25 protein-coding genes and 1 tRNA gene are annotated in these 23,798 nt (G+C 44.1%); 18 read left to right on the top strand and 8 right to left on the bottom strand.

Annotation, left to right across the window (positions count from 1 at the left end; translation table 11 throughout):
• Positions 1-6: 6 nt before the first annotated feature.
• The 12 genes from RDK53_RS06190 (at position 7) to RDK53_RS06135 (ending at position 10,058) form a co-directional block, all read left to right on the top strand.
• Positions 7-83, top strand: a tRNA-Gln gene (locus RDK53_RS06190).
• Positions 84-148: 65 nt separating this feature from the next.
• Positions 149-1,099, top strand: a complete 951-nt coding sequence (locus RDK53_RS06185) for a ribose-phosphate pyrophosphokinase (RefSeq protein ID WP_066595976.1) — start codon at positions 149-151, stop codon at positions 1,097-1,099.
• A 71-nt stretch (positions 1,100-1,170) separates the two neighbouring features.
• Positions 1,171-1,809 carry a 50S ribosomal protein L25/general stress protein Ctc gene (locus RDK53_RS06180; RefSeq protein WP_308513765.1) on the top strand — a complete coding sequence of 213 codons (639 nt, stop codon included), beginning with the start codon at positions 1,171-1,173 and terminating at the stop codon, positions 1,807-1,809.
• Positions 1,810-1,918: 109 nt separating this feature from the next.
• A complete protein-coding gene (locus RDK53_RS06175; protein ID WP_308513764.1) occupies positions 1,919-3,655 on the top strand; it encodes a DEAD/DEAH box helicase in 1,737 nt (578 codons plus the stop codon).
• On the top strand, positions 3,656-4,252 hold the full coding sequence (gene pth / locus RDK53_RS06170; protein WP_308513763.1) for an aminoacyl-tRNA hydrolase: 597 nt from the start codon (positions 3,656-3,658) through the stop codon (positions 4,250-4,252). It abuts the gene before it with no gap.
• Positions 4,249-4,713, top strand: a complete 465-nt coding sequence (locus RDK53_RS06165) for a DUF523 domain-containing protein (RefSeq protein ID WP_308513762.1) — start codon at positions 4,249-4,251, stop codon at positions 4,711-4,713. Before pth ends, RDK53_RS06165 begins: the two co-directional genes overlap by 4 nt.
• An 11-nt stretch (positions 4,714-4,724) precedes the next feature.
• Entirely contained in the window at positions 4,725-5,819 is a 1,095-nt protein-coding gene (gene ychF / locus RDK53_RS06160) for a redox-regulated ATPase YchF (protein WP_308513761.1), read from the top strand.
• A gap of 9 nt (positions 5,820-5,828) precedes the next feature.
• Complete coding sequence (locus RDK53_RS06155) at positions 5,829-6,215, top strand: helix-turn-helix domain-containing protein (protein ID WP_066594589.1); 387 nt, start codon at positions 5,829-5,831, stop codon at positions 6,213-6,215.
• 83 nt (positions 6,216-6,298) lie between these two features.
• Positions 6,299-7,234 carry a LysR family transcriptional regulator gene (locus RDK53_RS06150; protein WP_308513760.1) on the top strand — a complete coding sequence of 312 codons (936 nt, stop codon included), beginning with the start codon at positions 6,299-6,301 and terminating at the stop codon, positions 7,232-7,234.
• A gap of 123 nt (positions 7,235-7,357) precedes the next feature.
• On the top strand, positions 7,358-7,831 hold the full coding sequence (locus RDK53_RS06145) for a CYTH domain-containing protein (RefSeq protein ID WP_066594592.1): 474 nt from the start codon (positions 7,358-7,360) through the stop codon (positions 7,829-7,831).
• A 9-nt stretch (positions 7,832-7,840) separates the two neighbouring features.
• Positions 7,841-8,479 (top strand): hypothetical protein, encoded by a 639-nt coding sequence (locus RDK53_RS06140; RefSeq protein WP_308513759.1) that lies wholly within the window; start codon positions 7,841-7,843, stop codon positions 8,477-8,479.
• 58 nt (positions 8,480-8,537) lie between these two features.
• A complete protein-coding gene (locus tag RDK53_RS06135) occupies positions 8,538-10,058 on the top strand; it encodes an SLC13 family permease (RefSeq protein WP_308513758.1) in 1,521 nt (506 codons plus the stop codon).
• 111 nt (positions 10,059-10,169) lie between these two features.
• Here the strand turns inward: RDK53_RS06135 and RDK53_RS06130 are convergent, their stop codons facing one another.
• Positions 10,170-10,682 carry a hypothetical protein gene (locus RDK53_RS06130; RefSeq protein WP_308513757.1) on the bottom strand — a complete coding sequence of 171 codons (513 nt, stop codon included), beginning with the start codon at positions 10,680-10,682 and terminating at the stop codon, positions 10,170-10,172.
• Positions 10,683-11,452: 770 nt separating this feature from the next.
• Positions 11,453-11,587, bottom strand: coding sequence for a hypothetical protein (locus tag RDK53_RS06125; RefSeq protein ID WP_308513756.1), 135 nt, complete (start codon positions 11,585-11,587; stop codon positions 11,453-11,455).
• 188 nt (positions 11,588-11,775) lie between these two features.
• Here RDK53_RS06125 and RDK53_RS06120 point away from each other — a divergent pair, with 188 nt between their 5' ends.
• Positions 11,776-12,018, top strand: coding sequence for a hypothetical protein (locus RDK53_RS06120; RefSeq protein ID WP_308513755.1), 243 nt, complete (start codon positions 11,776-11,778; stop codon positions 12,016-12,018).
• A 585-nt stretch (positions 12,019-12,603) separates the two neighbouring features.
• Here RDK53_RS06120 and RDK53_RS06115 read toward each other — a convergent pair.
• The 4 genes from RDK53_RS06115 to RDK53_RS06100 are packed head-to-tail and all read right to left on the bottom strand — an operon-like array spanning position 12,604 to position 16,127.
• On the bottom strand, positions 12,604-13,797 hold the full coding sequence (locus tag RDK53_RS06115; protein WP_308513754.1) for a diaminopropionate ammonia-lyase: 1,194 nt from the start codon (positions 13,795-13,797) through the stop codon (positions 12,604-12,606).
• A gap of 17 nt (positions 13,798-13,814) precedes the next feature.
• On the bottom strand, positions 13,815-14,921 hold the full coding sequence (locus tag RDK53_RS06110) for an amidohydrolase (RefSeq protein ID WP_308513753.1): 1,107 nt from the start codon (positions 14,919-14,921) through the stop codon (positions 13,815-13,817).
• A gap of 13 nt (positions 14,922-14,934) precedes the next feature.
• Positions 14,935-15,408, bottom strand: a complete 474-nt coding sequence (locus RDK53_RS06105) for a YjiG family protein (protein ID WP_308513752.1) — start codon at positions 15,406-15,408, stop codon at positions 14,935-14,937.
• Between the two features lie 26 nt (positions 15,409-15,434).
• Entirely contained in the window at positions 15,435-16,127 is a 693-nt protein-coding gene (locus tag RDK53_RS06100; RefSeq protein ID WP_308513751.1) for a nucleoside recognition domain-containing protein, read from the bottom strand.
• A gap of 299 nt (positions 16,128-16,426) precedes the next feature.
• On the opposite strand from RDK53_RS06100, the gene RDK53_RS06095 reads away from it, so the two are divergent.
• Positions 16,427-17,173: an AraC family transcriptional regulator gene (locus tag RDK53_RS06095; RefSeq protein WP_308513750.1), complete on the top strand. Its 747-nt coding sequence runs from the start codon at positions 16,427-16,429 to the stop codon at positions 17,171-17,173.
• A gap of 359 nt (positions 17,174-17,532) precedes the next feature.
• Here the strand turns inward: RDK53_RS06095 and RDK53_RS06090 are convergent, their stop codons facing one another.
• Both RDK53_RS06090 and RDK53_RS06085 read right to left on the bottom strand, forming a co-directional pair.
• On the bottom strand, positions 17,533-18,825 hold the full coding sequence (locus RDK53_RS06090) for a citrate transporter (RefSeq protein WP_308513749.1): 1,293 nt from the start codon (positions 18,823-18,825) through the stop codon (positions 17,533-17,535).
• An 11-nt stretch (positions 18,826-18,836) separates the two neighbouring features.
• Positions 18,837-20,036: a M20 family metallopeptidase gene (locus tag RDK53_RS06085; RefSeq protein ID WP_308513748.1), complete on the bottom strand. Its 1,200-nt coding sequence runs from the start codon at positions 20,034-20,036 to the stop codon at positions 18,837-18,839.
• Positions 20,037-20,274: 238 nt separating this feature from the next.
• Here RDK53_RS06085 and RDK53_RS06080 point away from each other — a divergent pair, with 238 nt between their 5' ends.
• The 4 genes from RDK53_RS06080 to RDK53_RS06070 all read left to right on the top strand — a co-directional run bounded on the left by RDK53_RS06080 (position 20,275) and on the right by RDK53_RS06070 (position 23,667).
• Complete coding sequence (locus tag RDK53_RS06080; RefSeq protein ID WP_308513747.1) at positions 20,275-21,339, top strand: C45 family peptidase; 1,065 nt, start codon at positions 20,275-20,277, stop codon at positions 21,337-21,339.
• Positions 21,340-21,367: 28 nt separating this feature from the next.
• Complete coding sequence (locus RDK53_RS06075; protein WP_308513746.1) at positions 21,368-21,916, top strand: GntR family transcriptional regulator; 549 nt, start codon at positions 21,368-21,370, stop codon at positions 21,914-21,916.
• Entirely contained in the window at positions 21,849-22,055 is a 207-nt protein-coding gene (locus RDK53_RS12270; RefSeq protein WP_374041569.1) for an FCD domain-containing protein, read from the top strand. The genes RDK53_RS06075 and RDK53_RS12270 overlap by 68 nt, the downstream gene beginning before the upstream one ends.
• 844 nt (positions 22,056-22,899) lie before the next feature.
• Entirely contained in the window at positions 22,900-23,667 is a 768-nt protein-coding gene (locus RDK53_RS06070) for a hypothetical protein (protein WP_308513745.1), read from the top strand.
• Positions 23,668-23,798: the final 131 nt, after the last annotated feature.

Genomic DNA, 23,798 nt, shown 5'->3' with positions numbered 1-23,798 from the left:
AGTTGCAGGAGAGTAGCCAAGTTGGTCAAGGCACCGGGTTTTGATCCCGGCATGCGAGGGTTCGAGTCCTTCCTCTCCTGCCATTTATTTTGGGCTTTTACTTTCCGTTCTTACCCTTATTTATTTGAGCATACAAATCATGGTCCAAATGGTCCCAGACAACCTGATGGTTTTTTCAGGCAATGCCAATCCAAAGCTTGCTGAAGCTGTTGGCAATCACTTAAATATCCCCCTTGGTCGCGCTAAAGTTTCCCGTTTCTCTGACGGTGAAGTTCAAGTAGAACTTCTTGAAAATGTTCGCGGTAAGGACGTATTCGTTGTCCAGCCAACCTGCCAACCGACTAATGATAATTTGATGGAATTGATCATTATGGTTGATGCATTGCGCAGAGCTTCCGCAGCTCGCATCACGGCTGTCATTCCTTACTATGGTTATGCCCGTCAGGACAGACGTCCTCGTTCAACCCGCGTCGCTATCAGTGCAAAAGTCGTAGCTAATATGCTCCAGGCTGCCGGCATTGACCGCGTTTTGACAATGGACCTCCACGCTGACCAAATTCAAGGTTTCTTCGACGTTCCAGTTGACAACATCTACGCCAGCCCGATTCTTCTCGGTGATTTGTGGAAGAAGAATTACTCTGACTTAGTCGTCGTTTCTCCGGACGTCGGCGGCGTTGTCAGAGCCAGAGCCGTTGCCAAGAGAATGGAAACGGATTTGGCCATTATCGATAAGCGCCGTCCCAGAGCTAATGTCTCTGAAGTCATGAATATTATCGGTGAAATCGAAAACAGAACTTGCGTTATTGTTGACGATATCGTTGATACTGCCGGAACATTGTGTCATGCTGCTGATGCACTTAAGGAAAGAGGAGCTAAGAGAGTCTTGGCTTATGCAACTCATCCTGTTTTCTCCGGTGCAGCAGTTGAAAAAATTACAAATTCAGCTCTCGATGAAGTCGTAGTTACTGATACAATTCCGCTTCGCGAAGACGCATTAAATTGTCCGAAAATCAGACAGTTGACATGCGCTTCATTGATTGGTGAAACAATCTCACGCATTGCTTGCGAATCCTCGGTAAGCAGCTTGTTTGCCGAATAAAAAAGCAAAAATTAATTTTATTCCTCTACTGACTGGTCGCGGTCAGTAGATTTGTTTTTGGAGTTTTTTAAATGAAATTTACTGCATCTACACGTAAGGCTCAAGGTACGGGTGCGAGCCGCCGCCTTCGCCGCGCTGACAAACTTCCTGGCATTGTTTATGGCGGAAAGGTTCCAGCTACTCCTATCGAGCTCGATCACAATGAAATTTTCCACGCTCTCCGCAAGGAAAAATTCCATGCTTCCATTCTCGATATGGAATTAGACGGTCAGAACGAAAAAGTTCTTCTCCGTGCTTTCCAGATGCATCCGTACAAACCGCAAGTTTTGCACATTGATTTCCAACGTATCGCTGCTGACGAACCAATCCATATGCACGTTCCACTTCACTTCATCGGCGAAGAAAAATCTCCTGCCGTTGTTGTTGAAAAAGCAAACGTTACACACACTCTTACTGAAATCGAAGTTGCCTGCTTGCCGGCTAACCTTCCTGAATTCATCACTGTTGATCTTTCCGGCTTGACAGTTCAGGATCCGATCCACGTTTCTAACTTGGCTCTTCCTGAAGGCGTTACTGCTGTTCTCAAACCTGAAGAAGATCCTACAGTTGCTTCCGCTGTTGTTATCTCTGAAGAAGTTGATACACCGGCTGAACCGGCAGTTGCTGCTGACGCTGTTCCTGCAACAGCTGAAAAGTCTGCTGAGCAATAACAAAAGGTTACTTACTCAAAATGCCCTGTGCCCTTTCGGGTACAGGGCGTTTTTTATTCATAATGCAGACAATATTAATTGCTGTGCAGGCACAGCACTGGAGAATTTAATGTCTGAAAATCTATTCATGAAACTCGGCCTTGACGAAAAGCTGGCCAACGCTTTATCAAGGTTGGGTTTTGAAGAACCGACTCCAATCCAAACACATTCTATCCCAGCCCTTCTTGAAGGACGAGACGTCTTAGGTCAAGCAGCCACCGGTACCGGTAAAACAGCTGCATTCTCTCTGCCGTTGATTCAAAGATACTGTTTGAACAGTGAGCCAAAGAATCCGAAAGTATTGATTTTGACCCCGACACGTGAATTGTGTATTCAGGTCTCTGAAGCTATTCTCAGCTACAGCAGAGACTCCGGTGTTTATGTAACCCCGATTTACGGCGGTCAGGATTACAGCCGTCAGATCAAAGCCCTTAACAGAGGCGTTCACATTGTTGTTGCAACACCGGGCAGAGCCTTAGACCACATTCGCAGAGGTACCCTCCACCTTCAAGACATTCAAGCCGTTGTTCTCGATGAAGCCGACGAAATGCTTGATATGGGATTTGCAGAAGATTTGGATGCAATTCTCAGTGCTCTTCCTGAAGAAAGACAAACCGCATTGTTCTCAGCTACATTGCCTGCCAGAATTACCAAGATGGCTGAAAATCAGCTGAACAATCCGTACCGCATTCTTATCCCGAAGGAAAAAGTTCCCGAAGGAGAACAGCCTAAAGTCAGACAATCTGCATATATCGTCGGCAGAAACCACAGAGTTGCTGCTTTAGGCAGAATCTTGGATATCGAAAGCCCGAGACTGGCTATCGTCTTTGCACGTACAAGAAACGAAGTTGATGAACTTGCCGAAAGCCTTAGAGGCAGAGGCTACAGCGTAGAACCATTGCACGGCGGCTTGGATCAGGCCCAAAGAGACCGTGTCATGAAGAGAGCCAGAGCAGAACAAGTCGACGTTATTGTCGCAACTGACGTTGCTGCCCGCGGTATCGATATCGAACACTTAACTCACGTTATCAACTACGGTATTCCTGCTACAACTGAAACCTACGTTCACCGTATCGGCCGTACAGGCCGTGCAGGACGTGAAGGTACAGCCATCACAATTCTGGAACCGAGAGAAAGCAGACTGCTTAAGAACATTGAACGCATGACAAAACAGAAGATTCAAATTCTTTCTGTTCCGACAGCAACAGATGTTCACGCTAAACGCCTGGATCTCACCAGAGCCTCCGTTCATGAAATTTTGGTCGGCGAAAACGATTTGGGACGCTATCGTTCTATCGTTGAAACTCTCAGCAATGACTTCGACGTCTTGGATGTCGCAGCCGCTGCCGTCAAACTGGCCAACGAAAACAACTGGAAGGATTCTTACGACGTTGAAATCCCAAGCCAGATTGGCGTTAAGGAAGAAGGCCGTAAGCCGAGAAAACCGTCTAAGTCTCCGCGCCGCACATCTGAAGGAATGGTTCGTCTGTTCATCGGTACCGGCAGAGATTCCGGCATCAGACCTCAGGATTTGGTTGGCGCCATTGCTAACGAGGCAGGTGTTTCTTCCAAGCTGATTGGTTCTATTGATATTGCAGACCGCTACTCACTTGTAGAAGTTGACGAAGAAATTGCTCAGAACGTTATTTTTGCATTACGCAGTGCCTACATCAAAGGAAAACAATGTGTAGTGCGGTATGATCGTCCGCCTGAAGAAAGAGGTTTCTTAGACGCAGAAGAACCTGTTGTTCGTAAAAGAGCAAAGAGAACTGCCGATAAGGACAAGAAAAAAGGAAAGAGCAAGTAAATGAGCGGTGTGAAGATGCCTCCGATTAAATTAATAGTCGGGCTGGGAAATATTGGTAAACCTTATGTTGGAACCAGACACAATGTCGGATTTCAGTTTACTGATGAAGTTCTGGCAAAATTCGGAGGCTTCTTTGAACCGAACAAACGCTTTTTCGGAGAAACAGCTACTACCCATATCTCGGGGGATGCAATTCTGGTATTGCAGCCCTCGACCTTAATGAATTTATCGGGTCGAGCTGTTTCTGCTGTCATTTCTTTCTATAAGTACAAGCCGGAAGAGATCCTCGTCGTCCACGACGAACTTGACCTTCCTCCGGGCTCAATTAAATACAAAATCGGCGGAGGATGCGCCGGCCATAACGGCTTAAAGAGCATTTCTTCTCTGATTGGATCTCAAAACTTTCAGCGTCTGCGCATCGGCATCGGCCATCCCAGGGACAAGCAGCTTCAAACACCTGTTGCCGACTATGTCTTAAGTCGTCCGAGTTCCGATGATCGAATCCTGATTTCTCAGGCCGTCGCAAAAGGCATTGAGTTTCTTCCTCTGATTGCAGAGGGAAAAACTGAAGACGCCTTGCAAAAAATTAATTCATGACCGTCTCCAAAATTTTAGTAAGCGCCTGCTTGCTGGGAGACAAAGTCCGCTATGACGGTGCGGGAAAACCGTGCCGTGAACTGCTGAGTTTCCTCAAAAATAAAGATTTCGAAGTCCACAAACTTTGTCCCGAAATGCTTGGGGGCCTTCCTGTTCCGCGAATCCCGGCGGAAATAGATGAGCATACGGACAAAGTATTAAACAAAAGCGGAACGGATGTTAGTAAACAGTTTTTATTAGGGGCTGAGAGCACCTTAAAATACTGCCAAAATAACGGGATAAAAATAGCAGTTTTAAAGTCTAAAAGTCCTTCCTGCGGAAAAGACCGAATCTATGACGGTACTTTTTCGGGCAAGCTGCGCGACGGTACGGGTTGTACTGCTCGGCTTCTTATGCAGAACGGCATAGAGGTCTTCGACGAAACTGAATTGGAAAAATTAGAAATTAAGCTTAAAGAATAGGAAATCTAAAAATGGGTTTGAAATGTGGAATCGTAGGGCTGCCTAACGTCGGCAAATCTACTCTTTTTAATGCATTGACAAAGGCAGGGATTGCCGCAGAAAACTATCCGTTCTGCACGATCGAACCAAACGTCGGTATCGTCGAAGTTCCTGATCCGAGACTTGCCAAGCTCGCTGAAATTGTTCATCCTCAGAAAATCATTCCGGCAACCGTTGAATTTGTTGATATCGCCGGCTTGGTAGCCGGTGCAAGCCAAGGCGAAGGTTTAGGAAACAAATTCTTGGCAAACATTCGTGAATGCGACGCTATTGCGCACATCGTCAGATGCTTTGAAGATGAAAACATCACTCACGTTGCTAACCACGTCAACCCGCTCGAAGACATCGAAGTCATTAATACGGAATTGGCTCTTGCTGATTTGGCCACCGTTGAAAAGCAATTAGCTAAATACTCCAAGCAGGCTCGCTCCGGCGGCGATAAAGAAGCTTTGAAGCTCGTTAAAGTCTTGGAAAAACTTCAGCCGGCTCTCAATGAAAACCAGCCTGCGAGAAGCGTAGAACTTACTCCGGAAGAAAAAGAAGTCATTAAGCCTCTCTTCCTTCTGACAATGAAGCCGACTATGTACGTTGCCAACGTCGAAGAAGGCGGTTTTGAAAACAATCCGCTTCTTGACCAAGTCCAAGAACATGCCGCCAAAGAAAATTCCATCGTCGTTGCCGTTTGCGCCAAGATTGAAGCGGAAATTTCCGACCTTCCGGAAGAAGACAAACTGGTTTTCTTGGAAGACCTCGGCATGCATGAACCGGGCTTAGACCGAGTCATTAGAGCCGCTTATCAGCTGCTGGGCCTCCAGACTTACTTCACCGCCGGTGAAAAAGAAGTCAGAGCTTGGACAATTCATATAGGCGACCTCGCCCCTCAGGCAGCCGGTGTTATTCACACTGACTTCGAAAGAGGGTTTATCCGTGCTCAAACCATCAGTTATAACGATTACATCAACTTCAAAGGCGAAAATGGAGCCAAAGAAGCTGGTAAATTAAGAGTTGAAGGTAAAGACTACGTTGTTCAGGACGGCGACGTCATGAACTTCTTATTTAACGTTTAAGAGACTCTTATGGCGCTTACCAGCACCAAGCAGAAAAAAGAAATCGGAGACCGACTGCGTTTCGAGAGAGAAAGGCTGGGCTACACGGAATTGCAGATTGCCCAGCTTCTCGGTATTCCTCTCGAAACTTACCAGCGTTTTGAGGCCGGTGAAACTGATCCCGGCATCTTCAGAATGCCGCGGCTTTTTGCCATCGGCTTCGACATCCTTTTTATCATTGCTGATGAGCGCCACATCCCCGGCGTGGAAGAAGACGTTCTGCTTAAAAAGTTCCGGACGCTTTCTCTCAAAGGCAGAGCAACCGTATTCAACACTATTGATGCGTTAGAAAGACTCGGCCCGAACATTAAACGCAAAATTAGAAACGCCACCAGAAGCGATCATTCTAAAGACTGAGATGCGCGCTCATTCTTTCCTTGGTTTTATACCCAAGACCTGCGTCCGGTTTCTATGTCTTCCAACTATGAGGTCATGACCAAATGACTAAATCGGCTCCCGGCATTTCTCGGATGAATTTGGAGCATCTGAAAACATTCCACGTTGTCGCTAGTTTGGGAAGTTTTACCGAAGCCGCCAAAGTATTATTCCTGAGCCAGCCAGCGGTATCTCAACAAATACAAGGCCTCGAACACGCTTTAAAGAACCCTCTTTTTGACAGAGGCAAGCGCCAAATCCGCCTTACTGCCAGAGGAAAAATTCTTTTTAACCACACCCAACGGCTATTCGGAATATTTAAAGAAATTGAAAGTGTCTTCAACGATCTCAATCAACTGCAGACCGGAGAGCTGACCATCGCAGCTAGTGCTGTCATGGGCAACTACTTCTTGCCCGACATCATCGCTGAGTTTTCCAAAACGTATCCTCTCATCAATATTCGGTTAGAAATGGGAGACTCGGCCCATGTCACGGAATTGGTGGAGAAAGGTGCGGCTGATTTGGCTTTATCAAGGCATGTAGAAGGCCTCAAAAACTGCCATCAGGAGCTTTTGTCCAAAGAGCCTTACGTTTGCGTGTGCTCACCTACTTTTCCTCTTGCAGCTCTTAAAAAAGCCATTACTCCGGAAGAGTTCGGCAAAAACTATTTGGTTATGCGCCAAAGAGGCAGCAGAATGCGTTCCAAGATAGAAGAATGGTTCGGATCGGTGGGTGCATCTGAATTCTTGTCAGCACCATTGATTGAAGTCAATAGTCTTGAGAGTTCAAAACATTTAATCCAAAGCGGAATCGGAATGGCGGCTTTTCCGCTGGTCGCTGTTAAAGAAGAAATCAAGCAAGAAAAGCTATTAGAAGTACATGTGAAGAACTTTAGCGTCACGGCCGACTATTTTCTAGGCATTAATCCAAACCAAGACTTATCTCCGGCAGCTTTTCAGTTTATTTCATTGTTAAAAAACAAAACTTCTGGAACCGATTAGCTACCATTTCATAAGATTAGCTTATAGGTCTTATATGAATTAATAATTTTCCTTTTTGCTACTGAGGATCCACAATGTTCCTATCCAAACTTAGTAACTCACGGACACTCTAAGGAGACAAAAGTGGCAAAAGAGATTGAAAGAAAATTTTTAGTTATCGGCGATGAATGGAAGAAAGGTGCCGTCGGAACTCTTTACCGTCAAGGCTATCTCAACAGCGCAAAAGAAAGAACCGTCCGAATCCGCACAATTGATGACAAAGCTTTTCTCACTATCAAGGGTTTGACCGTCAGCTGCACTCGTCTTGAATTTGAATATCCCATTCCTCATGCCGATTGCGTAAAGATGCTTGACGATTTAGCCGAAAAGCCAATCATTGAAAAAACCCGCTACAAGATCCCTGCAGGAAATGGCTTGACCTGGGAAATCGATGAATTCCATGGCGTCAACGAAGGTTTAGTTGTGGCTGAGATTGAGTTGCCTTCCGAAGAAACACCGTTTGAAAAGCCGGCTTGGCTTGGCGAAGAGGTCTCTTCCGATCCCCGCTATTTCAACTCAAACTTAGTTGCACATCCTTTCACAACTTGGGACAAGTAGGAGAACGTCATGGCCAATCCATATGAAAAGAATCAAGCAATTAGTGCCGAAGAGGCTTCAAAGATCGTTCCTAGAGCCGAGTTCCGCGTTTTTGGCAAAGACATCATCAAAGGCGTGCAGGAGCACATGTGGCAATGCAAAGCTACTCTTTATGCAGCCCGCGTTATGCCGGCTGAGACCTATTTCTTGTCAAGAAATACCAATGATGCCAATGTGAAAGTCCGTGACGGTTTGCTCGATATCAAGACCAAGGTCGGCGAAACTCCGGAAGGTTATGAAATCTTCCAACCTCGCGGCAAGTTCCGCTTCCCCGTCAAAAAGGAAGAACTGGAAGTCATCCTCTCTCATTTGAAGGTTGAAATTCCTCTTACTCAGGAAACATACACGCTTGAGGAATTCGTAGACATCGCCCGCAAGAACAGCGAATTGGCTGTAGTTGTGGTCGAGAAGAAACGCTTCGGCTTCTCCGTTAACGGCGTTATCTGCGAATACGCCAAGGTATGGTTCAACGGCGCAATGGTTGAAACCGCCTGCTGCGAAAGCGAGAACTACGAAAGCATGAAGACAGCTACGGAAGCTTTAGGGATCTCTGAACTTCCGAATACTAACTATCTTAAAGCCGCTAAACAGGTACTTGGAATGGTCTGAACCTTCCGTGTTTAGGGTGGACTGAAAAGGGAGGCGGTGAAATACCGCCTTGAAGAATATGACTACAAATACCAGCCAGCAAAACTTTGATCCTCTGGATTTGAATGCTTATTCTTTGAATAAGCTTCCGAAGAAACAATTAACAAAAGTCGGTGAATTCTTTAAGAGTTGGGGCCTGCCTATTGCCGCGGCCATCTACGTGCTTTTGGCTTACTTCATTCCGATTCCAATCCTTAATGACAAACAGCAAATTATGTTCGCTCTCTTTGCGACATCGTTGTTTCTCTGGATTAGCGAAACGGTTCCAAACTATGTCACCTCCATGATCTTGATTTGCGGACTGGTTCTAACCGGAATACTCAAAGCGAAGCCGGCAATGGCAACTTTGGGCGATCCGGTTATTTGGCTGAACGTTGCGGCATTCATTTTGGCTAGTGCCTTAGTGAAGACTCAGCTCGTCAAGAGAGTCGCTTTGTGGTTGATTCTTCGATTCGGTAAAAATGCTTCTGCCATATTTCTGACATTTCTAGGGATCAATGTAATCTTGGCAGCTTTCATTAATGCGACCGCTGCTAAAGCCGCTTTGATGATGCCGCTGTTCATGGTGATTTCTGCCGTTTACGGAGCACCGGGCACCGATAAGACCAATAATTTCTCCAGAAACTTGGTGCTGTACAACCTGGTTATGATTAACGCCAGCTGCAATGCCTTTATGACTGGCTCGGGCGCCAACTTGCTTGCAATTGCACTCTTAGCCGGTGCCGGCTGCACAATTTATTACTTTGATTGGTTGATGGCCGGCCTTCCTTTGGTCATCGGTTTTGGAATCATCGGTTATGCTCTCGGCATGAGATTCATCTTTCCGGTCTCGAAAGAAGATACTCTTCCTAAACTTGAAGGCGGGATGGAATCTCTTAAGAAGGCCTACGAGGATCTAGGTCCGGTTAAACTCAATGAGCTCAAAGCCATCATTGTTTTCGGATTAGTGCTTTTAGTGTGGGCTACCGATAAAATTCACGGTCTTAATGCCACCGTCGTTGCCATGGCAGGCGCGGTCATTATGCTCACTCCTCAATTCAAACTCTTAAATTGGAATGACGTTGATGTTCCTTGGCATCTGATGATTTTCTCGGCAGGTGCGTACGCTCTCGGTGCAGGCTTAACTACAACGAAGTTAATGGACACGCTGACCAAGGCCATGATGGACACGCTCGGTCTTGCTTCCATGAGCTATTTCTCACTTTATGCTCTTTTGACCGGCATATTTATTGCCAGCCACTTTATTTTCCAAAGCAAGAATATGCGCACGATCATTTTCATGCCTATCGTTATCGGCATTGCACAAGAGCTGAAGATTGACATCTTATCCTTGGCCATTCCAGTTGCTCTTTGCATCAACGTATGCTGGAGCCTGCCATTCAATGCAAAACCAAACGCCATGCTGTACGGCACAAACAAATACACCATGGGCGAATCGTTCTATTACGGTTTTGTAATGTCTCTGCTGTACTGGGCAGGACTTTTATTGGCCGGCGCTACTTACTTCAAGTGGCTTGGCATCACTCCGGGATTTTTCTAAAAATTGAGCTACGGGCAGAGCTTAAAAACTCTGCCTGTTTCTTTCCCTTACCTCTCTAAAACTTCCTCTTAACCAAACTTGAGTTATCCAATCCGTTGTATTCCGGCCAGATCAAGGACACGGCATATGGCCCGGGACATTTCTTTTCCTCAGCTCTTTGATAGCTTCTTCAAGTTTTTTGTGAGATTCGGCAGATAACGGAAAAGAGTCTTCATATTCAAGAATCTGTTTTCGAAAAACAAACAGATCAAAGCCACTGTAGGTAGGATCCTCGAAGTACGTCGGCAACTTCGCATCGATCACGCTATCGGCGTCAGAGAAAAATTCAACTGTGAAACCTTTTCGGGAAGCCACCTCAGCGATATAGGTCTCAATTGAATCATCAATCATATCCATGAAGTCTAAGCAACAAGCCCAGACAAACATACGAGAGTACTCCCCATTTTCATCTGCCCTCCACAACGAAACGGAAGGCCCGAGATATGGATCCTCAGCGTACTTGAGATCACAGAATTGCAACTTGGACATCACAGCTATGAAGTATCCTCCGGCCGGATCCGGAAGGACCATCAACATTGGCTTTCTGTACGGCTCAAATGCCTGTCTAAGTTCTACTAGACTCATGAATCTCTCCTTTACTAATTGGATATGGATAAATTTTCCCGCTTGCTTTAGTTTTTATGGAATGTCCTACAGCTGTATCCTTCTCATTGATTTTCTGAGAACTCGAAAAGATTTTTGCCGGTCAGTTCTTGGCTTGTTATCTGTCGGCTAATGAATTTTCTTAGAGGAACAACCAAAGGAAATTTTTCTTTAAGTCAGTCCGAAAGCCTGCGGAAAAATGATTAAACGTTTTAAAGCTGAATGCGCAGAAATTGTCTTTCTACCTTCAATCAACTTTTGGTCACACAACGTACAACAAGAGCACTTACGTTATTCAAATTCGCTATATCCTGCTGTAAAACAAAATAGATGCAACTGCTTCAACCTTAAGACAGTCAATAGTACTGTAGGGGGTTCTTCGCCAGCGGAGCCCTACTCTATTCTTTCGAATTACCAGGCATTAGTAAGCCGGTAAGAGAACACTCCTCCCACAGAATATTTATTTCTGGCCTTAAAAATATGGGAATTAAATTCAAGATCAATGAAACGTTGCTGAGGAAATTGTTTTCGCTACTTTACGGCAGTAAAAAAGATTTTGGAATAGAGATTTTTCCTGTGTCACAAAACTTTTCGTCCTCGGCCACGCCTCAAACAGGCGGAGAGATTCGATAGTCCACAACCTTTAAACTTAAAGCTCTTGCCATTCAACAAATTCTCGCTTTTCCATACTGAACACAAGAGCAACTCGTCTGACGTCACTATAGAGGACGTCCCGAATCTTCTAGGCCGCGTTAAGAAAAATTTACCTCTCCTTGAAGCCAATTTACATACGTGTCAGTCTTATCTACGTAAATCTGGCCTTCTTTCAGGTGCGCGGCAAAAGAAGATGTTCCTAGAGATAATCTATCCGGAAGTTTTTCCGTCATTGTTTCACTGAGATCCTCAAAGTTTCCCATAATTATAAAAAGAACATAAAGCTTCAGTTGGAGAAGGCAAGTTTTGTACAATTAAAATTCTTTGCTAACGCTCTGAAATCTAAATATTTTCGGAGTTGACGTAGAGATCATAAGACGCACTTATTAAATTAATTGAAGAAAGAATAGGACTGAAAAACATGCCTAACCTATGCGAGAGAAAGGTAGTTGAGATAAAAGACTCCCTCCGACACTCCAATCGCAAGGATCGCCATTACAACTCTCCGTTGGATTTAAAATCGAAACAGCTTCTGGATGTAAGCAATCTATCTGCAGCCCAACTTAATTCCGCACTCGAAAAAGGCTACAAACAGATCTTGGAAGGAAAAGGCATTCCGTCCCACATAGCTTTTGAAGCGCTTCGTAAGAAATATCATTTTTAAAATCAATTTCCTTCGGGAAAAACAGGGCCATCAATTTGAGCGTCCTGCGACAGGCCTTCTTCTCATTAATCCTTTAGTCGCTTTCTATCTCCAGCCAATATAAGGACTTAGCTCACCGGTAAAACAAATGCCCAAGTAATCTCTTATCCTACCGCGGTTCTGTCCGTTTAATGTTCGCTGGGTAAAGTAAGCGAAACGGATGCCGTCTACCACTGGGCGGATGTCGAAATTACGAGCGGTAAGAATGTGGTCGAACTAGAAGACGGCAGAAAGACGCCTAATCAATAACCTTTGTAGTGTCTCTCTTCGGCTCCTGATTGAAGTCCAATCTCCAATTTCCGGCTGCACCTTCTTGAAAGGTTGGTACAGCCGGTATGCTGTTAAGCCACTTCAAGCAAACCCAAGGCCATCTCACACGCCTGATTAACAAGGTCCGCACTTTTTGCGGACTCTGCCATGCCCAGATACGTAGAATTTGAACGATTGAGGCAAATTCAAAAGAAAAAACGAGAAGCATTTTCCTGAATCCTATCAGAAGTATGCTTCCCGATAATGGTTTCTCTCTACTTTCAGTTTTGAAGTTGTTTACACCTCTTGCCTTGGATATGCTCCTTCCATGATTCTTTGATAATTAGCCTTATCGGTGTCGCCTTCAGTCGAAATGCACAGCACCTTTGCATTCTCATCAAGCCCCATCGCTTGACGATGTTTTACAAAACGAGGATCCGTCATTATTTCAATGAGAGCCGCAACTCCTGCTGCACCGCTCTCTCCGGCAACGATAGGCTTATCACCGTCAATTGGCCTAGCAAGGGTACGCATAGCTTCTGCCGCTAAATAATCCGGAAGCGCGGCAAACCACTCAGCATGCTGCTCAAGAATACCCCAGCCGAGTCTGCACGGCACCCCGCACGAAAGTCCGGCCATAATCGTGCGCAGATCTCCTTCAACCACTTGCAGTTCGCCGTTGTCTTTCTCAGCAGTCTTAAAGACGCAGGCTGCATTATCAGCCTCAGCAATGAGGATTTTGGGTGCTTTGTCCTTGTAGAAGTTGCAGAAGAAAGCGACCATAGCTCCGGCAAAAGAACCGCAGCCCGCTTGAAGAAAGATGTGGGTCGGAACATTGTCTCCAAGCTGCCTTAGAGTTTCCAGTGCCAGCGTGAGATAGCCTTTCATAATGATTGCAACCGTTTCTGATTTCTCTCCGTTGTCAGTGTCCTGAACGAAGACCCAACCGTTTTTCTCAGCAGCGGCTTTTGCAATTTCGTAAGTACCGTCGTAGTTTTTATCGGTTACAAATGTTTCCGCACCAAGATTTTGAATCGTACGGATTCTTTCTTCAGTACTTCCGGCAGGCAGGAAAATCACGCATCTTTGCCCCATCTCTTTGCAGGCCCATGCAATTCCGTGGCCGTGGTTGCCGTCGGTAGCTGAGCAGAATGTAAGAGTATTAGGAACCTTTGCGCTAGCTTCGCAGAGCTTAACGAAATTAAGCTTCTCAGAGGCCATTCCTAAGTATTGACTCATGTATTGGGCAACACAGCGGCTTCCTCCGAGACCTTTGAACGAATTAAGCTTAAACCGAGTGCTCTCGTCCTTAACGTACAAAGCACCGATTCCTAACTTCTTCGCAAGTCCCTTTAATTCCACAAGATTAGTTTGCCGATAGCCGGGAATAGAGCTGTGAAAGCTGAGAGATTCTTCCGCAGCTTTCATATCAAAAATCTTATCCACTCCGCAGGATTCACTAAGTCGCTTGTTTTTATGGATGAGTTTCATAGCTCTGTCCTTTCTTTCTACATAAGAAGCTGATTGACGATTTCCTGGTAAATCTTCGGGCCCTTATATAAAGCTTCTTGATCAAAGTGCATTTCGGGATCATGAAGGCCCGGAGTTAATCCGCAGCCGATTCCCATATAAGCGGCCTTGAGAGTCGGCTTGTGAAGTTTGTAAAAGTGGAAGTCATCTGCCCCAGGAGAAACGAGCTTATCCACGATATTTTCAGCTCCTACTACTTTTACTAAAGCATTCTTGGCTACCCTGATTGCATCTTCATCAATTTCTGCAGCCGGAACTCCCTCTGGAGCTTTGATCTCTGAAGAGCCTCCGTAGAGCTTAGGAACTTCTTCAATAATTGAAGTTATCTTACTAATGAGGCTGCGCATGATTTCATTAGTCTGCGCTCTCAAGTCAAATGCAATCTCACAAGAGTCAGGAATAGTATTCAAAGACTTTCCTCCGGCTACAATCTTTGTAACCTTAGCGCTATGCTGAATGCTGGGATCTTCTCGAAGCGAATTAACTGCATTGATTATCTGGACAGCGATTTCGGCTGTATTAACTGCAAGATGGGGTCTGCCTGCGTGGGCGCCTTTTCCGTGAATAACCGCCTCCATGATGTAATTAGAGCCGTGCTGCAAAAGTGGACAACATTCATTCGGTTTTAACTCTTGAACGGGCCTCAAGTGCATGGCAAAGAGCCAGTCCAAATCGTCGACTACTTTATCTTTAATGACAGCGCGTGAACCGGTATCAACTTCTTCTGCCGGCTGGAAAATGAGCTTCAATTCTCCTCGATTGATTCCGGTTTTACTTATTTGGTCAGCAAAGGCAAGAAGCATCGAAGCATGAGAGTCATGGCCGCATGCGTGAATAGCAGTGGTCTTTCCGTCTTTGTTAAACAGAAGAGCATCGATGTCAGCTCTAAATCCAACTTTCTCTCCGGGCATTTTGCCTTTCATCACAGCAACAACTCCTGTTCCTCCGGCTAAACCGGTCTGAACTTCAAACCCCGGAAGTGACTTTAGGTAATTAGCAATATAAGCTGCTGTTTTGTGTTCGTTCCATGCCGGTTCCGCAATACTATGAAGATCTGCATAAATATCAAGAAGTGGTTTAGTCATGATGTTGGTCTCCTTAAACGATGAACTGCATAATGAACATGCAGATAATCGAATTCAAAATTGAAATGGCAAAATAAACTTTGTAGAACTTAGCCTGAACGCCGGAAGTTCCCAGGACGCGTCCCCAGTATTGGAGCTGGGCACCCATAAGGAAAATTGCCGGAATAAGGATCGTGACCTGCTCGCCTGTCAAAAGACCTTGAGCATAGAGACTGGCGGCAATGCCGACCCCGCCTCCCATGGAAAGCCAAGCTCCGATAAGGACCGTGATCGCAACTCCCGGAAGAGAGAAAACGGCCATGACCGGATCAAAAACAACGGCAACAAGGTCAAGAAAGCCGGTAATTTTGAGGACGGCAATGACGGCAAATGCCATAAGTACGTTTGGCACGGTGCTTTTAACGCCGATATTCCAGCCTTTAAGTGCGCCTTCTACGAAAACATCAGCGATAGTCTTTTTTTGAATAATTTGTGAAGAAGCAGACATTTTGTTTTCCTTTATTGGGTTTAGCGTTAGTTCTTAATTTGTTCATCCGAAAAACGTTTCAAGTAAATGCGCATTAAGTTGGCACCGAACACCTTGAAGATGAAAAGAAAGACAAATGGAACTCCGATTGGAAGCGTAAGGAATGCAAAAAGCGCACTTCCCGTTGATAGATAGTTATCAACCGTAGAGCCTGCCGAGAACTGGAAGGCTACAAAAATTGCTCTTTCTCTATCCGTGAGGTGCCCGGATTCAACTAAGTCTCTGGTCATTGCAGCACCCCCGTCTGTGGTTTGCAGGCTGCAAATAAGTGCCAAAGCTGCGACTCCCGGGATACCCATAATTGGTTTAAGAATTGGAGTTAAGAGCTTACGAGCGGCTTCTAAGCCGTGCAGATGGTCAACAACGTTAATGATTCCTAACGCCAGCATCATGCCAGGCACGATACCAAGCGCAAAAAGAAATCCATCCTGCGCTCCGAAACCGCCTTTTCCCTTGAAGTTAACGCCGAGATCTCCCATTGTGCCGAAGTGTCCGACGATGTTCGCGAAGTCTAATGCTCCCCAACCGGACTGTATTCCGTGAAGAGCTCCTGAGAAGAAAACAAGCGCGGCAAATAAAGAAATATAGCCGCTTGCCATACGTTTAATGTTTTGGATATTTGAGCTGGAACTCGAGACTAGCGAGCCGGCTTCTAATTCCGGATTGATAGAGTTATTCATGAGGTTCTCCTTGGGTAGTTTTGGGTATTAGTTGAGTTAAGAGAGGAACAACACTGAACTCATATATAACAATAATCTTAAACAGCCTCTATTTGTAATAAAATATTGACTAAAAATATAACTATCTTATGGAAAATAAAAATCATGCTTCATGCAGAAAAATTTAATATTGATGCATCCTTAAGAGAACTTATGCCCCACGGCTCTGCCTCCTTTCCGATGGAAGTGGAATGGGCCGACTTTCGACGCATGGTCGGTGGAATGATTAGTTGGCACTGGCATGAGGATCTACAGTTTTTTTGATCTCGGAAGGAGAAGTAGAAATCACAGTGGGTCGAGTACGCCATCATTTAAAAGAAGGAGAAGGACTATTTGTCAACAGCGGACTGCTTCACATGAGCCGCTCTTTGAGCGAAGGATGGCGATCTGCCTATTACTGCTTAGATTTTTCTCCAATGCTTCTAAGTCTTTTCAGTGGAAGTATCTTTGAGAAGAAGTACGTACGTCCATTTCTCAGCACTTTGTTTTTGGACGGCTACAGACTTAATCCGGAAACTTTGTGGCAAAAAGAGATTTTAGATAATACGCTTAGGATTGCCGAACTCACGGAAGGCAAAGAATTCGGATACGAATACAAGATTGTGAACTTATTAACCGCTATGTGGCTTGAACTTCTTTCTCATTCAAATGAAGATAAGGCCGCTGATGGCAATCGTTTGCAGGAAAAAGCAGTTTGCAGCATCATCACCTACATCAACGAGCACTATTCAGAAAAAATAACTCTCGAGGAAATTTCCGAAGCTGTTCACAAAAGCCAATCCGAGTGTTGTCGCCTTTTTAAACTCATTGCCGGAAGAACGATTTTTCAGTATTTAGAAGAATTAAGAATTGAGAAGGCCACGATACTTTTAAAAACATCGCCGCTGTCCGTTGATCAGATCAGTATGCGCACAGGTTTTCAGTCTTCGAGTTATTTCATTAAAAAATTCCGCGAGAAAACCGGCTTGACACCCCTGGCGTTTCGAAAAAAGGTTAAGGCGCCGTGATTCATGCCTAGGAAGAGAAGTCTCAGGATACAGTGTTCTTCTAAATAGGAGCTTCCTCGAATATGAGGGCAGAATGTTACATAGCCATATCTTAGAGAGAAAACTAGGACTCATAACTTTCTATCTTTACGAAAATCCGCCAATAAAGATTGCTTTTCCCAGCATACTGTTATACGGTCTGTCGCATCTAACTCGATTATTGATCATCTTACTCTCACAGAAATATAGTAAGGAAAACGGCGAGCATACCTATATGCAAACAAAAAAATAAATAATAATTTCAACAAGTTAACCACAAAAAACCGCCAAAGGCGCTTTAAATAACACTTTCGGCGGTATTAAATGCTTTCAGCAAAAAATTAGGCAATTAGATAATTTGCCATGTATGCAACTACCGTACACACTATCAAACCAAATATATGATTAGGCCTTTGAAATAGATTAGCCTCCTTCAAAGTCGAGCCAGGTGTAACCGGTATAAGAGTCGGTAAATTTGCGACCGGACCTCCGGTTAAAAAATGTTGAAATATTGCTGCAGGACCACAGGCAGCAATCGCTGCAGCCAAAGGTGTTACGCCGGCACCGATAATGACGGGAAGAAGCGGGATCGTTAGGGCGCCCGAAGCTGAATATGATTGAGTTATCAACCCGGCAATACAAGAGACCAGAATCATAATCAAAATAGGCGAAAAATCTAAGACTGGTTTTAAAGCCGTATTAATGGTTTCCGTCAGTCCTATGGCTTTGATGACAGAGCCCATAAATACGAATCCGATTGTAGCCACGAGAGGAATGGACATTCTCTTAAGACCATCTATCATCTGAGCCTCCCCTTTTGCAGGATTAACTCGGGCCATTAAGATAGTAATCAGCCCGCATGTAATACCCACTATAAAAACCGGAAGTCCCACAGCAAAGCCAATCATCATAAGCAAGAAAGGAAAGAAAGCCTTCCATGAAGAGATGTTATTAGTGTCTTCTTTTTCCATGCTTTGAAGAATCTTTTGCGCTTGCTCGGGCGTCAGCAGTTTTCCTTCCTTCTTCATTTTCATGTAATTTCGGAAGAAGGCAAAACTAATAACAGATAACGCTGTGATTGCTCCAGCGATATTAATTAAACCAAATCCAATTCCTGCTGAGCCTATTATTGCTACTTGAGTAGGATGTGTAAAACCACCGAAGTTACCTAAAATGCCAGCGTGGCCTTGCGCACCTGCAGCTCGATTTGGATCCATTCCCATTTTAACGGCAGCTGGACAAGCAATGGCGCCGGTAACAATGGGTGGAGCATAACCCGTAAGCATTCCGATAATACCGGCTGCGACAGAGCCAGCACATATCACCCCTGGGCCACCTCCTAACCGGGTTCCAAAACGAATTACTGAACGGACTATTGCTGCCAGAAAACCTGTTGCTTCAAGAACTCCGATGAACATCAGCACACCGGTCATATCTGCAATCACTCCAATTAGTCCGCTGCTTACTAGTTTAGCAACAGTAATTGGTTCACTTCCTGCAAGAGGGAAACCTGCGATGATAGCCACCAACGCTGATCCCAAAATAGCAGTTAAATAAAGAGGTGTTTTTCCAGAAATCATTAGCAGGAGAACGATTCCCATCACACATTGTGCAAATATCATTTGGCTTGTCATTGAGGTTCTCCTTATTTCCTAGGCGATAATTCTTGAAATGCTCTGACAACAGACAAAGCCAGCAATTCTTGCCTTTGTGAAAAACTATCCTTCACTGCGTATTCTCTATCTGTGTGCAGATTTCCTCCTACAGGCCCCATGCCGCAGATAGTCGGAATGTTCATGCAAGAAGTAATCCCCGCATCAGCTGCTCCTCTTACTTCAAGACCTTTAACCTCCCATCCAAGTGCATCTCCGCTTTCTTTAACAATATCAAAGAGTTTGGTATTGCTTTCATTAACTAAAAAAGGCAAGAACCCAATTGGTTCATCGCAAACCACCGTGATCCCATCTCTAGAGTTCTTTTCGCACGCTTTCCTGATTTGGCTTAAGAGATATTCCCTCTGCTCAATGGAGGAAAAACGTGTATATATCTTTGCACTAGCCTCTGGCGCAACTATGATCGCACCTTCTCCGCCCTCTATTTCTCCTACGTTGACGCTGTATCCTTGCTCTTCGTTTTCAAGGCTCGAAATCTCCGCAATTACTTTTGCAAGTGCATGAATTGCAGATCTTCCTTCTGAATATGCATTTCCAGCATGAGAAGAACGTCCTTTTACCTTAATCGAAATAAGATCTCCTCCGTTCCTTCCGATAACTACAGAACCGTCTGCACGCGCAGGTTCGAGAAAAAAAGCTGCAATTGCGTTCTTTGCTCTTTCTGCAACAAATGGCTGGGAAGCCTCGGATCCAATCTCCTCGTCAGAAGTAAAAACGATCTCAATCGGAATCTTGGGTAGAGTATGTTTCAGCTCAGATAGCGCCTTAATCACAAAAATTCCGTTTGTGATTCCGCCTTTCATGTCCGCACAACCGGGCCCATAAACATTGTTTGCATCCTCTGAGAATGGACGTACCGCAACAGTTCCGTGTGGGAAGACCGTATCGCGGTGACAGACTAAAAGAATTCGCTTCTCATTTGACTCTGGTTCGCAGTTAAAACATGCACTAATAGGGTTGCCAAGAGTTTCATGATGTCTTACTACTATGTCCGCTCCCATTCTTTCGCAGGTTTCAGCAAGAAAATTACCCAAACAGTCAACATCTTTTTTATTTCGGCTTCCGCTTTCCATGTTGACAATAGTTTCAAGAAAAGCAAAAACAGCTGACTCTTCCTTTGCGAATGTCTTTTTGAATAATTCAGCTACTGAGTCTCTTTTGCAGTGATTCATTTTTTCTCCTTGGGATGAAGTAAAAGTCAAATTCCACCTCGGAGTCTATGAATACATTTTTTATATGTTAATAGTTGTCATATTGATATGACAACAACTATTGACATAAAAGAGAGCTCTCCATAAAAATAGTATTAAACATCGCATTTTTCTCGTAACAGCAGATTTGTCTTTTTCTAAATTTTCTAAGTACAGCTTCGGAAGAGAAATGCAAATGATTCTTTAAGCGGAGAAACTCATGTCATTAGAATTACATCCTCACTTTCAAATTTCTGGGTCAGCAGAGCAAAGAGGCTTCCAATATGGAGAGCTCGCATCGTCGTACATTTGTAAAAACATTGAGTTCTACAAAAAAATGTTTGCTTCATATGGCATTTCTTGGGAAAAGGCTAAGTCAGCAGCCCTCCAATATGTTCCTCATATACAAAATTATTTACCACAAGCTTTAACCGAGATGAGGGGCATTGCAAAAGGAAGCAATAAGTCTTTTGAAGATATCTTAACTCTCAACTGCAGAAGTGAGATTATTTTTGCTATGCCAAATGGCTGTTCTTCCATTGGCGCATTACCAGAACAAACCGAAAATGCGCATACTTATCTCGGTCAAACCTGGGACTGGCTAAAAGAGGCAAATGAAACGACAATAATCTTAGAGATTCATCCGGATCAAGGACCCTCTCTTCTTATCTGTGCAGAAGCTGGAATTATTGGCGGAAAAGGGTTAAATAGTTCTGGCATCGGAGTTTGTCTAAATGCGTTGAGTATCGGAGAGGGTACCTTAGGCGTTCCTCTTCATGTCATGTACCGCGCTATCCTGTCTCAAACAACCATAAGTAACGCTTTAGATTGTGTTGCTCATCCGCAAAGAGCGGGTTGTGGAAACTTCGCCATTGGTTCTGGTGAAGGTTTCCTTATGAACGTTGAATTCACTCCTTACAACTTTGATGTGCTCATGCCAACCCAATCTTTAATGTGTCATACCAATCACTATTTGTCTCCTTTGTTCCAAGGACAAGACTCTTTCAAACGTGATTTGTGCGATACCTTCGTCCGACTTAATCGCCTTCAAAGATTAGCAATGAATTCAAGCTACCCCTTAACCAAAGAAAAACTCAAAGTGTTCTTATCCGATCACAAAAACTATCCAGATTCCATTTGCAGCCATGAAGATCAAAAGGATCCAGTAGGAAAACGCCTCTCAACAGTCTATGCGGTCTTAATGGATCTAAACGAATGTTCTTTAGAGGTCACGCCTTCAGCACCTTGCGAATCTTCATTTAGGACTTACACTCTCGATCATTGATAATTTGCAAAGAATAGATTCAATAGAAATGATCCAAAACCTTCATAAAACTCTCGGTTCCACTGTTTTTGAAGATTTATTTCAAAAGATTGAAAGCGGCTTCTATCCGGAGGGATCAAAACTTCCGGCTGAAAATGAGCTCGTTTCCATCTATGGAGTGTCTCGTCCAATTGTTAGAAATGCTTTGCAGGCCTTGCGAGAGCAAGGTTACATAGAATCTACGAAAGGTCTTGGAAGTTTTGTGACACGGAATAAATCCTTGAGGTTTATGGATTTTCGCCCCGTAGTCGCCCAAGAGGACATGCTTAGATGCTACGAATACCGCGCGGCCTTTGAAGGAGTAATGGCTGCTCAGGCTGCTCTAAGAAGGAATGCTAAGGACTGCGTACAATTGCAAAAATCCTATGAAGAAGTCGAAAAACTAACAAATAGTTCTCCGGGTGAAATTTGGGAAGCCGATATCAGGTTTCATGAAACCATAGCTCAAGCTTCTCATAATCGTTTTTTTTATGCAGGCTCTTCAAGCCATACGTTTTCAAATGTCACAGGGCATGAACAATGTTTCGTTGTTTTTTAAAGCAGATAAGGCAAGACATGCTTTGATTAGAAGCACTGAACATAGCTTGATTCTTGAAGCCATCTTAAAAGGTGATCCGGAAATGGCAAAAGCAGCCATGACCTTACATCTAGAAAGATCCAAAAATTGGTTAAATTGAAAAGTCTGCTCTTGCATTGTGATTATGCGCCTTATAGGATTAGCCTACTAAACTCGAAGGCAATTGAACTTTCAATTGGGTTTCTTACAGCGATTGAACATAAGCTTCGACAGCCTTTAGGCGCCATTGTCAACTATTCACTTGCCTTAATAAGAATAATCGAGAAGTCAGAAAATCCATCCCAGGAAAACACTCTTTTAAAAGAAGCGAAGAAAATATAGGAGAGAACTTACAGCGCCGAGCGAATAGTTAAAAAAATTGAATTGATCATTATCAATCTTTTAAAAACACCGCAGAAGCAGCATCTAATTCTGAATGAGAATTCTGATGGAGAGGGACGATGGCGCGTTTTTTGTTGACACTGCAAAATACGGGCGTTTCTTTGCCTGACTATTTAACTTATTCCCCGAACGACTCATCTTTTGTGACTCTTCTCGAATCGTAATTCGACATAACGGACTTAAGTTAACGGAGGAACAGTTCTAAACGTTAAACATTCCTCTTAGCAGCATGAAGTCTGAGGCTCCAGGATTAGACTTGGCAAATGTGCGTTGATGGATAGAAGATTTAGATTCCGTAACTTAGTTTAAGAAACTAGTTCTTCAAGGAATTGAGTTTCAGTTATCTTCCAAAATCCTGTTTCCCTAACTCTATGTACCAGTAAAGGTATTATGCTCACTGATGCCAAGATTGAAGAACGCTTCATGCCAACGAACCACTATTACTCAACGGTTGTTCGGAAATTGTGAATTGCACCCGTAAAACACTGGATTTTGCAGTGAGTCAAAAAATGGCGTTAGAGATGAAAAAATCATCTCATCTTCAAGAAATATAAGGACCTCAGATGACACAATCTCTCTTTTCTCAATACAAAGAAGCAATATCAAACTTTACCGATGTTAAAGATAGAGACGATCTTCTCGTTAAAGATTGTGGTGAACAGAGAATCTACTATGCACCATTTGACTACGTAAATCCGAAAGCGAAATTATTCGTCATCGGCATTACGCCAGGCGAACAACAAATGGAAAATATGCTTATTGAAGCAAAACGGCTTATCCGATTAGGTTTATCCGATGAAGAAATTCAGAAGAAATGCAAGCCAATTGGAAGTTTCAGCGGCGCTATGAGAAAAAACTTAGTGGCAATGATGGATCATGTCGGAGTAGCCGACTACCTTAGCATTGAATCAACTTCTGAGCTATTCGATAAACATGTAGAGCTCGGAAATCTGACCTCCGCTATACGTTATCCAACCTTCCTCGTCAAAGACGGAAAAGAAACGAATTTTGCCAGCGATATAAAGCCGAAATCCGCACTTTTCAGCTTTGCTGCACCATTAACCATTGAAGAAATAGAAAAGGCTCCAGAAGCTCTCCTTTTGCCTCTTGGTCCGAAGGTAAGCAACTATCTTCAGAAAGTCCTGAAAGGAACCGAATATGAAAAAAATTTGCTGCCGCAGATTCCTCATCCGTCCGGCGCAAATGCTGAAAGAATTGCTTATTTCTTGGGAAAAAAGAAAAAAGAGGATTTAAGTCCAAAAACCAATCCGTACAAGATTGACGCGGAAAAGCAAGAAATCCAAAAAATCCTGCGAGAACGCATGAAATAATTTCTCGGCAGAAAAAACTAAACCCTCGGAGCCGTAATGACTTCGAGGGTCTGTTTTAAATAATTGAGCCCGGAGGCTACCTACTTTCGCAAGAAATACAACTCACTATCATCGGCGTGGAGGCGTTTCAC

The organism is uncultured Turicimonas sp., from assembly GCF_902477955.1.
Lineage (GTDB): Bacteria > Pseudomonadota > Gammaproteobacteria > Burkholderiales > Burkholderiaceae_F > Turicimonas.
The sequence above is the reverse complement of the archived record's forward strand: the minus strand, read 5'-3'. Positions and strand labels throughout refer to the sequence as shown.

Excerpts from the sequence above, each read along its gene's own strand:
- RDK53_RS06165 (WP_308513762.1), top strand. The coding sequence starts at position 4,249 with ATGACCGTCTCCAAAATTTTAGTAAGCGCCTGCTTGCTGGGAGACAAA.
- RDK53_RS06125 (WP_308513756.1), bottom strand. The coding sequence starts at position 11,587 with ATGACGGAAAAACTTCCGGATAGATTATCTCTAGGAACATCTTCTTTT.
- RDK53_RS06130 (WP_308513757.1), bottom strand. The coding sequence starts at position 10,682 with ATGAGTCTAGTAGAACTTAGACAGGCATTTGAGCCGTACAGAAAGCCA.
- RDK53_RS06100 (WP_308513751.1), bottom strand. The coding sequence starts at position 16,127 with ATGAATAACTCTATCAATCCGGAATTAGAAGCCGGCTCGCTAGTCTCG.
- RDK53_RS12270 (WP_374041569.1), top strand. The coding sequence starts at position 21,849 with ATGCAGGCTCTTCAAGCCATACGTTTTCAAATGTCACAGGGCATGAAC.
- RDK53_RS06115 (WP_308513754.1), bottom strand. The coding sequence starts at position 13,797 with ATGAAACTCATCCATAAAAACAAGCGACTTAGTGAATCCTGCGGAGTG.
- RDK53_RS06140 (WP_308513759.1), top strand. The coding sequence starts at position 7,841 with ATGGCCAATCCATATGAAAAGAATCAAGCAATTAGTGCCGAAGAGGCT.
- RDK53_RS06070 (WP_308513745.1), top strand. The coding sequence starts at position 22,900 with ATGACACAATCTCTCTTTTCTCAATACAAAGAAGCAATATCAAACTTT.
- RDK53_RS06075 (WP_308513746.1), top strand. The coding sequence starts at position 21,368 with ATGATCCAAAACCTTCATAAAACTCTCGGTTCCACTGTTTTTGAAGAT.
- RDK53_RS06185 (WP_066595976.1), top strand. The coding sequence starts at position 149 with ATGGTCCCAGACAACCTGATGGTTTTTTCAGGCAATGCCAATCCAAAG.
- RDK53_RS06150 (WP_308513760.1), top strand. The coding sequence starts at position 6,299 with ATGACTAAATCGGCTCCCGGCATTTCTCGGATGAATTTGGAGCATCTG.
- RDK53_RS06105 (WP_308513752.1), bottom strand. The coding sequence starts at position 15,408 with ATGTCTGCTTCTTCACAAATTATTCAAAAAAAGACTATCGCTGATGTT.
- RDK53_RS06180 (WP_308513765.1), top strand. The coding sequence starts at position 1,171 with ATGAAATTTACTGCATCTACACGTAAGGCTCAAGGTACGGGTGCGAGC.
- RDK53_RS06085 (WP_308513748.1), bottom strand. The coding sequence starts at position 20,036 with ATGAATCACTGCAAAAGAGACTCAGTAGCTGAATTATTCAAAAAGACA.
- pth (WP_308513763.1), top strand. The coding sequence starts at position 3,656 with ATGAGCGGTGTGAAGATGCCTCCGATTAAATTAATAGTCGGGCTGGGA.
- RDK53_RS06175 (WP_308513764.1), top strand. The coding sequence starts at position 1,919 with ATGTCTGAAAATCTATTCATGAAACTCGGCCTTGACGAAAAGCTGGCC.
- RDK53_RS06120 (WP_308513755.1), top strand. The coding sequence starts at position 11,776 with ATGCCTAACCTATGCGAGAGAAAGGTAGTTGAGATAAAAGACTCCCTC.
- ychF (WP_308513761.1), top strand. The coding sequence starts at position 4,725 with ATGGGTTTGAAATGTGGAATCGTAGGGCTGCCTAACGTCGGCAAATCT.
- RDK53_RS06135 (WP_308513758.1), top strand. The coding sequence starts at position 8,538 with ATGACTACAAATACCAGCCAGCAAAACTTTGATCCTCTGGATTTGAAT.
- RDK53_RS06080 (WP_308513747.1), top strand. The coding sequence starts at position 20,275 with ATGTCATTAGAATTACATCCTCACTTTCAAATTTCTGGGTCAGCAGAG.
- RDK53_RS06110 (WP_308513753.1), bottom strand. The coding sequence starts at position 14,921 with ATGACTAAACCACTTCTTGATATTTATGCAGATCTTCATAGTATTGCG.
- RDK53_RS06155 (WP_066594589.1), top strand. The coding sequence starts at position 5,829 with ATGGCGCTTACCAGCACCAAGCAGAAAAAAGAAATCGGAGACCGACTG.
- RDK53_RS06090 (WP_308513749.1), bottom strand. The coding sequence starts at position 18,825 with ATGACAAGCCAAATGATATTTGCACAATGTGTGATGGGAATCGTTCTC.